This window comes from Nocardioides sp. Z35_8 (assembly GCF_059621125.1).
Window position 1 is genome coordinate 40,962 of the sequence record NZ_JCAQIE010000001.1, and the last position, 13,855, is coordinate 54,816.

At 73.6% G+C, this 13,855-nt stretch carries 14 protein-coding genes; 6 read left to right on the plus strand and 8 right to left on the minus strand.

All coding sequences use genetic code 11. From position 1 onward, the window contains the following. Positions 1–116: 116 nt before the first annotated feature. On the plus strand, positions 117–608 hold the full coding sequence (greA, locus tag AC54T2_RS00180; protein WP_186341193.1) for a transcription elongation factor GreA: 492 nt from the start codon (positions 117–119) through the stop codon (positions 606–608). Between the two features lie 260 nt (positions 609–868). On the opposite strand, the gene ilvA is transcribed toward greA, so the two are convergent. From ilvA to AC54T2_RS00205, 5 genes are all read right to left on the minus strand, one after another. Next, positions 869–2,080, minus strand: coding sequence for a threonine ammonia-lyase (ilvA, locus tag AC54T2_RS00185; protein ID WP_496665193.1), 1,212 nt, complete (start codon positions 2,078–2,080; stop codon positions 869–871). Further along, positions 2,077–3,450 carry an AI-2E family transporter gene (locus AC54T2_RS00190; RefSeq protein ID WP_496665194.1) on the minus strand — a complete coding sequence of 458 codons (1,374 nt, stop codon included), beginning with the start codon at positions 3,448–3,450 and terminating at the stop codon, positions 2,077–2,079. Before AC54T2_RS00190 ends, ilvA begins: the two co-directional genes overlap by 4 nt. A 5-nt stretch (positions 3,451–3,455) precedes the next feature. Then, a complete protein-coding gene (locus AC54T2_RS00195) occupies positions 3,456–4,877 on the minus strand; it encodes a glutamate mutase L (protein WP_496665195.1) in 1,422 nt (473 codons plus the stop codon). A gap of 3 nt (positions 4,878–4,880) precedes the next feature. After that, the gene (locus tag AC54T2_RS00200) at positions 4,881–6,041 is read right to left on the minus strand and encodes a cystathionine gamma-synthase (protein ID WP_489975034.1); all 1,161 of its coding nucleotides are present in this window, start codon (positions 6,039–6,041) and stop codon (positions 4,881–4,883) included. An 81-nt stretch (positions 6,042–6,122) separates the two neighbouring features. Further along, a complete protein-coding gene (locus tag AC54T2_RS00205) occupies positions 6,123–6,881 on the minus strand; it encodes a hypothetical protein (RefSeq protein ID WP_496665196.1) in 759 nt (252 codons plus the stop codon). Positions 6,882–7,038: 157 nt separating this feature from the next. Between AC54T2_RS00205 and msrA the strand changes: the two genes are divergently transcribed. Next, positions 7,039–7,689 (plus strand): peptide-methionine (S)-S-oxide reductase MsrA, encoded by a 651-nt coding sequence (msrA, locus tag AC54T2_RS00210; RefSeq protein WP_496665197.1) that lies wholly within the window; start codon positions 7,039–7,041, stop codon positions 7,687–7,689. Between the two features lie 29 nt (positions 7,690–7,718). Here msrA and AC54T2_RS00215 read toward each other — a convergent pair whose 3' ends face one another. Continuing rightward, positions 7,719–8,732 (minus strand): NAD(P)-dependent alcohol dehydrogenase, encoded by a 1,014-nt coding sequence (locus AC54T2_RS00215; RefSeq protein ID WP_496665198.1) that lies wholly within the window; start codon positions 8,730–8,732, stop codon positions 7,719–7,721. A gap of 194 nt (positions 8,733–8,926) precedes the next feature. Between AC54T2_RS00215 and AC54T2_RS00220 the strand changes: the two genes are divergently transcribed. After that, positions 8,927–9,661 carry an alkylmercury lyase family protein gene (locus tag AC54T2_RS00220; RefSeq protein ID WP_496665199.1) on the plus strand — a complete coding sequence of 245 codons (735 nt, stop codon included), beginning with the start codon at positions 8,927–8,929 and terminating at the stop codon, positions 9,659–9,661. A gap of 7 nt (positions 9,662–9,668) precedes the next feature. Here AC54T2_RS00220 and AC54T2_RS00225 read toward each other — a convergent pair whose 3' ends face one another. Both AC54T2_RS00225 and AC54T2_RS00230 read right to left on the minus strand, forming a co-directional pair. After that, on the minus strand, positions 9,669–10,082 hold the full coding sequence (locus tag AC54T2_RS00225; protein WP_496665200.1) for a DUF6220 domain-containing protein: 414 nt from the start codon (positions 10,080–10,082) through the stop codon (positions 9,669–9,671). Between the two features lie 127 nt (positions 10,083–10,209). Beyond that, the gene (locus AC54T2_RS00230; protein ID WP_496665201.1) at positions 10,210–11,274 is read right to left on the minus strand and encodes an FAD-dependent monooxygenase; all 1,065 of its coding nucleotides are present in this window, start codon (positions 11,272–11,274) and stop codon (positions 10,210–10,212) included. 169 nt (positions 11,275–11,443) lie between these two features. Between AC54T2_RS00230 and AC54T2_RS00235 the strand changes: the two genes are divergently transcribed. The 3 genes from AC54T2_RS00235 to AC54T2_RS00245 all read left to right on the plus strand — a co-directional run bounded on the left by AC54T2_RS00235 (position 11,444) and on the right by AC54T2_RS00245 (position 13,849). Next, on the plus strand, positions 11,444–12,994 hold the full coding sequence (locus AC54T2_RS00235) for a multicopper oxidase family protein (RefSeq protein WP_496665202.1): 1,551 nt from the start codon (positions 11,444–11,446) through the stop codon (positions 12,992–12,994). A 61-nt stretch (positions 12,995–13,055) separates the two neighbouring features. Then, positions 13,056–13,430 carry a PaaI family thioesterase gene (locus AC54T2_RS00240; protein WP_206054417.1) on the plus strand — a complete coding sequence of 125 codons (375 nt, stop codon included), beginning with the start codon at positions 13,056–13,058 and terminating at the stop codon, positions 13,428–13,430. Positions 13,431–13,507: 77 nt separating this feature from the next. Further along, entirely contained in the window at positions 13,508–13,849 is a 342-nt protein-coding gene (locus AC54T2_RS00245) for a YciI family protein (protein ID WP_186340457.1), read from the plus strand. Positions 13,850–13,855: the final 6 nt, after the last annotated feature.

Here is a 13,855-nt window from a genome sequence, read left to right on the forward strand (position 1 = left end):
GGCCGACGTCCGTCGCCGCGCCCACTCCGATCGGACGGAAGACCCAACACACCGACCCCATGCAGGGCGGCTGAGGCACACCCTCGTCCAGTTACCACGTGAGCAGGAGCACCGACATGACCGACCAGGGCACCATCTGGCTGACCCAGGAGGCCTACGACAAGCTGCAGGCCGAGCTCGAGGACCTCAAGGGACCCAAGCGCCAGGAGATCATCGAGCGCATCTCGGCCGCCCGCGACGAGGGTGACCTCAAGGAGAACGGCGGCTACCACGCCGCCAAGGACGAGCAGGGCAAGCAGGAGGCCCGCATCCGCCAGCTCGAGGACATGCTGCGCAAGGCCGAGGTCGGCGAGACCCCGCCCAACGACGGCGTGGTCGAGCCCGGCATGGTCGTCACCGTCGACTTCGGTGGCGGCGACCACGAGAAGTTCCTCCTCGGTGCTCGCGAGAACCTCAGCGAGGGCGACGAGCTCGACGTCTACTCCCCGCAGTCCGCGATGGGCGCGGCGATCAACGGCCGCTCGCGGGGCGACGAGGTCACCTACACCGCGCCCAACGGCAAGGAGCTCAGCGTCACGATCGTGGACGCGGAGCCCTACAAGGCCTGAGCGCGTCGCCACCGCCCGCCACCCCGGCGCACCGAGGCGGGCGGTGGCGCGTACTCCCGTGGTGCCCGCTGCCGCGGCCCGGCCGCACTGCGGTCGTTGCTGCTGCGCTCCGCACGTGCTCCGGCCAGCTCCGTGGGGTAGTCCGACACCTGGAGGGGGTTGCAACCGCCTCCAGGTGTCGGAGTCCCCGCTCGAGCGGGGACTCCGACCGACCCACGCCGAGGAAAGACGCGGAGCCCTACAAGGCCTGACCGGCCCGCTCAGGAGTCGACGCGGTAGCCGCGCTCGCGCAGCCGTTGCACCAGGAGCGCGGCGTGCGGCTCGCCGCGGGTCTCGAGCTGGATGCGCACCTCCACCTCGTTGAGGTGCAGCGAGGGCGAGAGCCGCTCGTGCGCGACCTCGAGCACGTTGGCCCCCTCGGCGCCCACCTCGGAGAGCAGGGACGCCAGCCCGCCCGGGAGGTCGGGGATGCACACGCGCAGGTAGAGGTAGCGCCCGGCCGAGGCGAGGCCGTGGCGGATCACCTTGCCGAGCAGGAGCGGGTCGATGTTGCCGCCCGAGAGCACCGCCACCGCGGGCGTCTCGAAGCCGGCCGGGTGGTCGAGCAGCGCCGCGACGGCGGCCGCACCCGCCGGCTCCACGACCTGCTTGGCCCGCTCGACCAGCGCGAGCAGCGCGCGCGAGAGCGACTCCTCGGAGACCGTGACGACCTCATCGACGTGGTCGCGCACGGCCGCGAAGGTGATGTCGCCCGGCATCCCGACGGCGATGCCGTCCGCCATCGTGCTCATCGACCCCAGCGGCACCGGGCACCCGGCCGCGAGCGACCCGGGGTAGGCGGCCGCGCCCTCGGCCTGCACCCCCACCACCCGCACGTCGGGTCGCAGCGCCTTGATCGCGATCGCGACCCCGGCCAGCAGGCCGCCGCCCCCGGTCGGCACCAGCACGGTGCGTACGTCGGGCGCCTGCTCGAGCACCTCGAGCCCGAGGGTGCCCTGCCCGGCCACGATGTCGACGTGGTCGAAGGGGTGGATGAGCACCGCCCCGGTCTCCTCGGCGAACCGGCGGGCCGCGACGAGCGAGTCCTCGAGGTAGCGACCGTGGAACACCACGTCGGCGCCGTAGCCGCGGGTCGCGTTCTCCTTGGGGATCGGTGCGCCCTCCGGCATGAAGACGGTTGCGGGGATGCCGAGCTTCGCGGCGGCGAGCGCCACGCCTTGGGCGTGGTTGCCGGCGGAGGCCGCGACGACGCCGTTGGCCCGCTCCTCCGGGGACAGGCGGGCCATCCGAACGTAGGCCCCTCGTGACTTGAACGAGCCCGTGCGCTGGAGGTTCTCGCACTTCAGCGAGACCGGGCCGCCGACCAGGGCGGAGAGCCAGCGTGACTCCTCCATGGGCGTGGTCACGGTGACGCCGTCGAGCAGCTCGCGCGCGGCGACGATGTCGGCGAGGGAGACCTGCGGGGCCGTCATGACGGGTCCTTCTCGTCGGAGTCGGGCGCTTCGGGGCCGGCGAGCGGGCTGTCGTCGTCGGGGACGTCGTCGGCCTCCGTCGGCGGTGGCCCGATGTCCTGGTCGAGCGCCTCGTCGTGGTCCTCCTCGCCGATCTCGGTGTAGGACGCGAGGTGCTGGGCGACGGCGTTGCCGGCCGCGGCGAGGGGGACGGCGATGAGCGCGCCGGCGACGCCAGCCACCAGCACCCCGCACCCGATCGCCACGATCACTCCGAGCGGGTGCAGCGAGACGAAGCGGCCCATCAGGAACGGCTGCAGGACGTGGCCCTCCACCTGCTGCACCAGGATCACGCCGCCGAGCATCAGCAGCGCCGTCCACGGGCCCTGGTCGACCAGCGCGACGAGCACGGCGACGGTGCCGGCCACGGTGGCGCCGATCATCGGCACGAACGCGCCGAGGAAGACGAGTACGCCGATGGCCACGACGAAGGGCACCTGCAGGAAGTAGGCCACGATCATGATGCCGATGGCGTCGGCGAGCGCCACCAGCACCGTGGCCCGCACGAACTGCGTCAGCGACACCCAGGCGACCCGTCCCGAGGCGTCGACGCGCTCGCGCGCGGCCCGCGGGGCGAGGCGGACCAGCCACGACCAGATGCGCTCGCCGTCGGCGAGGAAGAAGTAGGTGGAGAACAGCACGATGAACAAGCCCGCGACCACGTGTCCGAGTGCCGTGCCGACCTCGGTGGCGCGGGTGACCACGCCGTCGGCGCCGGTGCTTCCGGAGACGGCGGACTGCACCTGCTTGATGTAGCCGTCGAGCTGGGAGTCGGAGACGTTGAGGGGCCCGGTGCGCAGCCAGTCGCGGACCTGGCCGAGGCCGGTGACGACCGAGTCGGCGAGGTCACTCGCGCCCTGCGCGACCTGCTGGCCGACGAAGGTGAGCAGCAGGGCGACGGTGCCGATCCCGACGATCATGACCATGCCCGTCGCGAGCCCACGTGGCACCCCGACCCGCCGCAGCCACACGACGAGCGGCGACGCCATCGCCGCGAACAGCAGCGCGATCGCGATCGGCAGGGTGATCACGGCGAAGTAGCGCATCGTCCAGAGCAGGCCGAGACCGGCGACCACGATGACGATGAGGCGCCAGGACCACGCCGCGGCCAGGTCGAGCCCCCACGGCACCTGGGCGCGGCTGAAGTTGGACGGCCCGGTGGTGAAGGCGGGCTCGGACCGGCGCTCGGCGCGTCCCTGCGCCCACTGGCTGACGATGCGCTCGGCGAGACCGTCCTCCTCGCGAGCCAGCGCGGCGAAGAAGCGGCGTCGCCCCGACTCGACCTCGGTGTCGCCGGGGACGTCGGACGCGGGCCTGCCGTGATCGCTCACGTCGCTCACGCTACCGATCCCCCCGTGGCCCTGAGACCACCCAACAGTCGGTGTGCCGCGACCGGGTGGTCCGCGGCGAGCAGACCGGCGGCCGCGAGGACGTAGTCGTGGTCGACGACGACGCGCGGCGCGCGGGGCAGCTGCCAGCCGCCCTCGAAGGCGTCCCCGGTGGCCGGCACCAGCACGCGCCGTACCGCATCGGGCCCGCCGTGGCGCAGCACCCCGCCCGAGCCGACGAGCAGGTCGACCTCGCGGAGGTCCTTCCCGCTGCGCTCGACCACCCGGCCCTCGGGGCTCACCACGACCTTGCTCCGCCCCGCGTGCCGCTCGAGCGCGATCCGGACCGCGGCCGCGGCGATGGCGAGGTCGGCCTCCTGCTCGGCGTCGCTGTCGGGCAGGAGGTCGGGGCGCTCGCGACGGCGTACGGCGGCTTCGTGCAGGTCGTCGCGGCCGGCCGCCTCGACCGTCGAGATCGCCGACCAGCGCATGCCGAGGTCGCCCTCGACCGTGCGGGTCACCGGGGTGGTCGCGACGACCTCGCGGGCCAGGCCGCTGTCCTCCGGGTCGAGCTCGACGACGCTGTGGACGTCGGTGGTCGCGCCGCCCACGTCGACGACCACGACGTCGCCGGCGCCCGGGTGCTCGTCGTCGAGGCCGCGCGCGAGCAGCTCGACGCCGGTGAGCACGACGTCGGGCGTGGCGCCGCGCACCATGTCGGTGAAGGTGCGCCCGCGCGCGTCGGTGCGGCTGCTGAGGTGCTTGCCGCCGATGACGTGGCTGAGGAAGATCTCGCGGATGGCCCGGCGCGCGCCGTCGGGAGCCAGGACCCCGATGCGCGGCACGACGTTGTCGGCGAGGACGTGGGGCGTTCCGGAGGCGGCGAGCAGCTCGGCGACCACCGGCTGCGACTCGACGTTGCCGGCCACCACGACCGGTCCCGGCCACGGGACGTCGGACAGGAACCGGGCGTCGCCCTCCAGCACCTCGGCGTTGCCGCCGTCGGTGCCGCCGACCAGCAGGACGACGTCGGGCTCGGCGGCCCGGAGCCGCTCGAGCCCGGTGGCGTCGAGGCCGCCGTGCAGGACGAGCACGACCTTGCCGCCGCTGGAGAGGGCGACCCGCCGGCCCGCCTCCGCGGTGACCAGCTCCTCGTTGCCCACAACGGCGATCCGCAGCCCGCCGCCGGCCGACGAGCAGGCGAGGACGTCGGCATCGATGGCACCGGGGTCCTGCTCGGCCAGCGCCGCCAGGCAGGCGTCGTAGCCGTCGAGGACGTCGCCGTCACCCCCGGCGTCGGGGAGGGTGGTGGGGTGGCTCGCGGTCGCGAGCAGCTCCCCCGTCGCGGCGTCGACCAGCGCCGCCTTGGTGAAGGTCGACCCGAAGTCGACGCAGACGACGCGGGTCTCCGCCGCGACGGGAGGGGGCACGCCTCAGCCCAGGGCGCGGTCGAGGTCGGCGAGCAGGTCGGCGACGCTCTCGATGCCGACGCTCAGCCGCACCAGGTCGTCGGGCACCTCGAGGTCGGTGCCCGCGACGCTGGCGTGGGTCATCCTCCCGGGGTGCTCGATGAGCGACTCGACGCCGCCGAGGGACTCCCCGAGGGTGAACACCTCGGCGCGCTCGCAGACCGCCAGGGCCCGCTCGACGCCGCCGGCGACGCGGAAGGAGACCATCCCGCCGAAGCGCCTCATCTGGCGGGCCGCGACCTCGTGGCCGGGGTGCGCGGCGAGACCGGGATAGATCACCTGGTCGACGCGCTCGTCGCCGTCGAGGAAGTCGACGATCCGCTCCGCGTTGTCGCAGTGGCGGTCCATCCGCACGCCGAGGGTCTTGAGGCCGCGGTGGGTGAGGAACGCGTCGAAGGGGCCGGCCACCGCACCCATGGCGTTCTGGTGGAAGCCGATCTTCTCGGCGAGCTCGAGGTCGCGCACCACCACCGCTCCCCCGACGACGTCGCTGTGCCCGCCGACGTACTTGGTCGTGGAGTGCACCACCACGTCGGCGCCCAGCGTCAGGGGCTGCTGGAGGTAGGGCGAGGCGAAGGTGTTGTCGACCACCAGCAGCGCGCCGGAGTCGTGGGCGACCCGCGCGAGCGCCTCGATGTCGCCGACGGTGAGCATCGGGTTGGTGGGGGTCTCCACCCACACCAGCTTGGTGCGGCCGGGCTCGATCGCCGCGGCCACGGCCTCGGTGTCGGCGACCGACGCCGAGCTGTGGTCGGTGCCCCACACCTTGGCGACCTTGTCGAACAGCCGGTGGGTGCCGCCGTAGGCGTCGTCGGGGATGACGACGTGGTCGCCGGGCCGGGTCAGCGCCCGGATGATCGCGTCCTCCGCGGCGAGGCCGGAGGCGAAGGCGAAGCCCCGCTCGCCGTCCTCGACGGCCGCGAGCGCGCCCTCGAGTGCCGTACGCGTGGGGTTGGCGGAGCGGCTGTACTCGTAGCCGCCGCGCAGTCCTCCGACGCCGTCCTGCTTGTAGGTGCTGCTGGCGTAGATGGGCGGGTTGACCGCCCCCGTCATCGCGTCGGGCTCGTAGCCGGCGTGGATCGCACGCGTCTCGAACCCGGCCTTGTTGGCGCGTTCCTGGGTCACCCGGCGAGCGTAGTCCCCGCGCGGGGATGGGGCCCCGCCCGGGGACTGCGGAGCTGGGTGTGGTGCCGTCCTGCTGGTCGTTCAGGGAGCCGCGGCGTCGCCCTCGACGCCGCGGTTCACCGCTGCGGGCGCCGACGCAGCGAAGCCCGCGCTCACGACGGGCGAGCCCGGGCGCATCGCCCAGGTCCCGCGGAACCACGCCGTGGTGGCGCTGTTCGTCTGCGAGCCGACGATCGTCGCCCCGTAGGCGGCGGACCCAGCGGTCACGGTCCCCGGGTTGAAGACGTCCTTCCCGCCCACGTTGGCCGAGCCGCTCTCGAAGACGCACAGGTGGCCGGGCGCCGCGTTGGGGGCCGCCACGGATCCCGAGCAGCCTGCCGGCACCGGGGCCCCGACTCCGATGTAGTGCGCCTCCGGCGGAGTGGCGAGGGTGAAGCCGAAGTCGACGGACTGACTCAGCAGGGTCGTGCCCGGCGCGACCTGGTGCAGGTAGACGCCGCGGAGGAGGCCGGGCGCCGCGGCGTACCGCGCGTCGCTCTCCGCCTTCGTGTAGGACGACCCGGCGCCGGCGTACCTGGCGTCGCTCTCACCCTTGGAGTAGCCCGAGCCGGCGGGCTCGTAGGAGCCCTTCGGCTGGTAGGCCGCGTCGCTCTGCTTCTTGGTGCGGTAGCGCTTGTCGGCCATCGGCCGCAGCTCCTTCTTCCAGACCTTCTTCCACTGCGTGGCGACCGCGCTGCTGACCTCGGCGCCGGCCGGAGTGACGACCATGAGGCCGCCCCCGACCACGACACCGACGAGGGCGCCCACGAGGAGCTGCTTGACTGATCGACGTGAGGACATCAGGGATCTCCCTTGCGCAGGATGAGCTGGGAGACCTCACGGTCCTCCCCCGGCGCGGGAGGGCACATCGGGGACAGCACGACGTCTAGACCGCGTAGAACCACGTACGCGCCGCCTGCCACAGCGCGGCCCTTGCCTCGCGAGCGACACTGGAGCCATGTTCGGATTCGGCAAGCCCACCACCCTCCCCACCCCCGACCAGGCGCTCCCGGGGCGTGAGCAGCAGCCCTGGACCCTGGGCGAGCACGTGGTGCTGCACACCCCCGTCGTCAGCGACGAGGTCCCCGAGGGGCACGAGGTCGCGATCCTCGGCCTCGGCTGCTTCTGGGGCGCGGAGGAGGTCTACTGGCAGATTCCCGGCGTCTGGTCGACGTCGGTCGGCTACGCCGGCGGCAGCACCCCCCACCCGACCTACGAGGAGGTCTGCAGCGGACAGACCGGCCACACCGAGGCGATCCGCGTCGTCTTCGACCCCTCCGTCGTCTCCTACGCCGACCTGCTGAAGAGGTTCTTCGAGATCCACGACCCGACCCAGGGCATGCGCCAGGGCAACGACGTCGGCACCCAGTACCGCTCGGCGATCTACTGGACCACCCCCGAGCAGGAGCAGACCGCCCGCGAGCTGACCAACGTGTACGGCGACGAGCTCGCCCGCCGCCGCCTGGGCGAGATCACCACCGAGATCCGCCCCGCCAGCGAGACGCCGTACTACTACGCCGAGGACCCCCACCAGCAGTACCTGGCCAAGAACCCCTTCGGCTACCGCTGCCACGCCAACACGGGCGTGAAGTTCCCCGAGACCGCCTGAGGAGCAGCTGCGGCGATCGACGCCGTGCCTCAGTCGTCGATGCGGAGGACGACTCGTCCCACCGGCTGGCCGGACATGAGGTGGCGCATCGCTCGGGCCGCCTGGTCCAGGGGGAAGGTCCGGTCCACCACCACCCGCAGCTGGCCCGCCTCCAGGTAGCCCGCGAGCGTGCCCATCAGCGCCCTCTTGTCGGGTGCTGCGAAGGACCCGCCGCGCAGCTGGGGGGACACCGCCGAGCGTGCCACCAGTCCGAGCACGCGCGGGATGCTGCCGAGCCAGCGGTGCCCGGTCGCCCCGAACGCGTCGTGCGCGATCAGGACGTAGCTGCCTCGCGGGTCGAGTGCGCGGCGGATCTCCCGGAAGGAGTGGTTTCCGGGCACGTCGAGGACGAGGTCCCACCGCTCGCCGCTACGCGTGAAGTCCTCGGACGTGTAGTCGATGACCCGGTCCGCGCCGAGGGAGCCCACGAGGGCGAGCTTGCTCGTGTGGTCGACCCCGGTGACGTGGGCGCCGTACACCTTGGCGAGCTGCACGGCCATCGCGCCGACGCCTCCCGCGGCGCCGTTGACCAGGACTCTCGACCCGGCCGGCACCCGACGTCGGGGCAGGTTGCTCAGCGCGATGAGGCCGGCGGTCGGCACGGCGGCCGCCTCCTCGAAGCTGACGCTGGACGGCTTGAGCGCCACCCCCTCCTCAGGGGCGGTGGCGTACTCGGCGAACGCCCCGCCGTTGCGCCACTGGACACCGCGAACGGTCTCTCCGAAGACCTCGTCGCCCGGCTCGAACCGGGTCACCGCGCTGCCCACGGCCTCCACCACCCCGGCGACGTCGGTCCCCGGCACCTGCTCGCGAGGGGTCCTGATCCCGGAGCCCATGAGGCGGAGCACCGCGGGTCGGCCGGCCACGACGTGCCACACGTCCGGGTGCACCGACGCCGCCCGGACCCTGACCAACACCTCGTCCGGGGCCGGCTCCGGCACCGGCACCTCGCCCAGGGTGAGGTCGTCGACAGATCCGTAGCCGCTCTGGACGATCGCTCTCATGCCCGGAACGTACTGGAGCGGCCTCACCCCGGAACGACGAATGCCGAGGGCTGTCGGGTCCCGACGCGGCACAGGGACGCGCGGCTGCGACGCGCAGGTCGCCCCACGACGACTCCGGGAGTCGTGCGGACGACCTAGCGTCGGCGGGGTCGGCTCGTGAGACCGGCAACGACGACGAAAGCGCAGGACCGTCCATGGAGCAGCACCGTCGACCCGACCCGATGAGCAGCGCCGAGGGCCGCCGCCTGCGCCTGCTCGCGCTCGAGGCGTTCGCGCGGGAGGGGCGCGCCCCGACGCTTGCCGAGCTCGCCCGCAGCACCGCTGCGCCGCCCGGGCAGGTGCGAGAGCTGCTCGGCGACCTCGCGGACGCCCACCTGCTGGTCCTGGACGGGGCCGGCGACTCCATCCGGATGGCGCACCCGTTCGCCGCCTCCCCGATGGGGTTCGTCGTCACCCCCCTCGGCGAGGGGGACGACCGACGGTGGTGGGGCGGATGTGCGTGGGACTCCTTCGGGATCAGTGCCGCCCTCGGCCTCGACGTACGCGTCGACACGACCTGCCCGCACTGCTCCGCCTCCCTGTCCGTCCCGGCCGGCCCGGCCACCCCTCCCCCGGACCACCTCGTGGTCCGCTTCCCGCGACCGGCGCCCGAGTGGTGGGACGACGTCGTCGCGACGTGCTCGGCGATCCGGATGTTCTGCTCGCGCGACCACGCCGACCGGTGGACGGCGGCCCACGCACCGGGCCGCGGACGGGTCGTGTCCGCCGTCACGGTGTGGGACCTCGCCCGCGACTGGTACGCCGACCGGCTCGACCCCGACTTCCGGCGGCCCACACGCGAGCACCAGCAGGCCCTGCTGGACGAGCGGGGACTCGGCGGGGACTTCTGGCGGCTCCCGCCCGGCCCCCGTCGGGAGGACGACGCCTGACAAGTGGCTACGACGCGGCACCCTCCCGCGCCCGAGCCGTCTCCTCCTCGGTCGGCCGCCGCCGGGGCGACGGCTGGCGCAGGGCGACGACGAGCAGGGACACCATCACCACGGCGTTGAGGGCGTGCAGCCCGAAGAAGAGGCCGCCGCCGGCGTCGGCTCCCGCCGACTTGCCCAGGTGGACGAGCACCGGCTGCAGGAACATCAGGGCGAACGCGCCGGCGGTGCACGACACCGCGCGCCGGGGCGCCCGGGCCACCAGCCCCGCCACCGTCGTCACCAGCGCGAGCACCAGGACGCCGTAGGCGAACCCCCGGTGGGGCGCGAACGAGCCGGTGCCGATCCCGCGCCCGGCAAGGAAGATCTGGACGGCCACCGACCCGAGGAGGGCGGCGGACAGGATCCGGTAGGTCGCGCGCATCATCGTGCTCCTTCGTCATCGTGGGTGTGGAGGTGCTGGTCATCCATCACGGCACCGTAGGGAGGGCGCACCGACCCGGACCATCCACTGGGGAGGACGGACGTGACGCCGTGGATCGACCCCGCCGTCACGCCCAGCGCGAACTCACCGGGGCCGTGACGCGGAGCGCGAGGTCGCGCACCGGTGACCACCGCGGCGACAGCTGGAGCGCCAGCAGCCGCCTGGACCGGCGCACGAGCCGCTCGCCGACGGGCCGCTGCACCCGGTCGTAGCGCACGAGCGCCGGGACCACGTCGTCCTCGTCGAGGAGCCTGGCCAGGGTCAGGGCGTCGAGGACGGCCTGGCACGCGCCCTGGCCCAGGCTGGGCGCCATCGCGTGCGCGGCGTCGCCGACCAGGACGAGCCGGCCGCGCGAGTAGGCCGGCAGGGGCGGCAGGTCGTGGAGCGGGTGCCGCAGCAGGGCGGGCGGGTCGGTCCGGGCGACGGCGTCCCTGATCTCTGCCGGCCACCCGGCGAGCCGGTCCTGCAGGTCGCGGAAGGAGGACACGGGCGCGCTGTCGGCGACGGGCACGTACCAGTTGGTCCGGCCGGTCCCGGCCGGCGTGACGCCGGCGAACATCCCGCGCCCCCAGATCTCGCCCCAGTGCCCGACGGTGCCGTCGCAGGACCCCCGCCACACCTCGGCTCCCAGGCTACGCGGGCGCACGACACCCGCCACGTGACCACGTACGACGCTGTTGATGCCGTCGGCCCCGATCACCACGTCGTGGCCGGCGATCCGGTCGGGTCCGCCGAACGCCGTCCCGAGGGCGAGGTCGACACCTGCGGCCCGGGCGCGGGACACGAGCTCGGCCATCAGCGCCGGCCGCGTCACCAGGCGCACGGGCGCGCCGGCCCTCTTCTCGATGCGCCCGAGCGGCAGGTGGCCCATGACCCGCCCGTCCACCGAGCGGATGGTGGCGCCCCGGTAGGGGTGGGCCTCGCCGAGTCCGGGCGTGACGTGCACGTCCTCGAGGCCACGCCAGGCCGCCGGCCAGAGGCCCAGCGCGGCCCCGCGGGAGTCCACGGTGTCGCGCACGTCCTCCACGCGCACGTGCCAGCCGCGGGCGGCCAGGGCGACGGCCGCCGTCAGTCCGCCGACGCCCGCCCCGACGACGAGCGCGGAGCGCGAGGGAGTGGGTGCAGGGCTCATGGGGCGACGCTACGGAGCGGGAGCGGGCGGCGGAGTCCCCGCAGAGCGTGACCACGGACGCCGGGACGCGACGCGTACGGGACCCGCGGTTGGACAGTCGCCCGGGAGCGAGGCAGGTGTCGCCCCGGCCCGCATGGCCGCGGGCGCGGTCGTCCCTAGCCTCGAGGAGATGTCGCGTCCACACCGCCCCAGCCCGTCCCGTCCCCCTCGCCTCCCCGGCCGGCGGCCGGTCCGCCTGACCCGCCGGCGGCTGCTCGAGGCCGGGCTCGCGGCGTTCGCGGTGACGACCCTCGCCAGCGCGTGCGGCGGACCGGACGTCTGGGAGCCGCCCGTCGAGTTCGACACCCCGCTCCCGATCCCACCCCTGGCCGACTCCCGGCTGGAGGACGGGACGCGCGTCTTCTCGCTGACGATCCAGCAGGGCACCCACGAGTTCCGCCCGGGCGTGCGGACCCCGACGTGGGGCTTCAACGGCAGCTACCTCGGGCCGACGCTCCGGGCGGCCGTCGGCGAGGACGTGCGGGTGGACGTGGTGAACGAGCTCGACGTCGAGACGACCGTCCACTGGCACGGCATGCACCTGCCGGCGGAGATGGACGGGGGCCCGCACCAGCCGATCGCCGCCGGCGGCGGGACGTGGAGCCCGTCCTGGCAGGTCCGGCAGGCCCCCGCCACCCTGTGGTACCACCCGCACCCCCACGGGGAGACCGAGGAGCACGTCTACCGCGGTCTCGCCGGGCTGTTCGTCCTCGACGACGCGGGCGCTGAGGGCCCCGCGCTGCCCAGCACGTACGGGGTCGACGACGTCCCGATCATCGTGCAGGACAAGTTGATCGATGTCGACGGACGCCTCGTCTTCGACGACGGGGGCAACGAGATCGGCCTGCTCGGCAACCTCATGCTCGCCAACGGCGTCGCGGGCGCCACCTTCACCGTCTCCGCCGCCCGGACCCGGCTGCGGCTGCTCAACGGGTCGACCGCCCGCACCTACGACATCGGCATGTCGGACCGGCGCACCGTGCAGCTGGTCGCCTCCGACGGCGGCCTGCTCGAGGCGCCCGTCGCGGTGGAGACCGTCCGGCTCTCGCCGGGCGAGCGGGCCGAGCTGGTGGTCACCTTCGAGGCCGGGGAGACCGTGCACCTGCGCACGTTCGGGGCCGAGCTCGGCGACGTCGCCGCCCCCCAGGCGTTCGGGGCCGAGGACGAGGCCGACCTCGTGGAGTTCCGGGTGGCCGCCCGGCCCCACGCCGGGGTCTTCGTCCCCGGCACCCTGGCCGCGATCGAACGGCTGGAGGAGTCGAGTGCCGACGTCCGGCGCACGTTCGAGCTCGAGGGTCGTGACATCAACGGCCGGCAGATGGAGATGGATCGCGTCGACGTGACCGCCCACCTCGGCGCCGTCGAGGTCTGGAGCGTGCACAGCCGCAACCTGTTCCCCCACAACTTCCACGTGCACGATGTGCAGTTCCAGGTGCTCGCGATCGACGGCTCACCGCCGCCACCGGAGCTGGCCGGGCTCAAGGACACCGTCTACCTCGAGCCGCTGCGCACCTACGACCTGATCATGCGCTTCGACGACTACGCCGACCCCACCCGCCCCTACATGTTCCACTGCCACCTGCTCCTGCACGAGGACGACGGCATGATGGGCCAGTTCGTCGTGGTGGAGCCGGGCGACGACGACCCGGTCGAGCTCGGAGGCGCCGACCACGACCACTGAGCCCGGCGCCCGCGCGCGCGGGGGGCGGGGATCAAGCGCCGGGTCAGGGGTACGGCGACACGTGACCCACACCCAGCACGACTTCCTGGCGACGATCGGCGCAGACACCCCCGAGGCGACGGACGGACGCTCGACGCTCACGGTGGAGGCGGACGAGCGGCACCTCAACGCGGCCGGCACGGTCCACGGCGGCATGCTCGCCACCCTGGTCGACGCGACGATGGGCGCCGCGATCCGGAGCGCCGTCGACGGCGAGACCCCCGCCACCAGTCAGCTCACCCTCACCTACCTGCGTCCCGGCAGGCCCGGACCCCTCGAAGTCACCGCCCGGGTGCGCAAGCGGGGGGACAGCCTCACCGTCTGCGAGGCCGACGTCGAGCAGGAGGGGAGGACGCTGGTGCACGCGCTCGCCACCTTCGCCCTCCTGGCGGACTGACGCCTGTCGATTTCGGCCCTGCTCGTCCGTCAGAGTGGTGACCGGCCGCACGGGGCGGCCGCAGGAGGAGGATCGACATGACGAAGTACGCCATCTACTTCCAGCAGCACTGGGTGGGCGACCACCCTGCCGAGTGGTTCCAGGGCCGGGTGGCGCCGAGCAAGGCGGTCATCGAGGAGATGAAGGACGCCGGGGTCCTGGTCTTCGCCGGCGGCCTCGAGGAGGACATGGCCGAGGCGTTCACTGCCGACGCCACCAGCGGCACCATCACCATCACCGACGGGCCCTACACCGAGAGCACGGAATACCTCGGGGGGATCACCATCGTCGACGTGCCCGACATCGATGCGGCCAAGCTGTGGGCCGGCAAGATCGCCGAGGGGTGCGGCTGGCCCCAGGAGGTCCGCGTCGTCACGTAGCGCCGG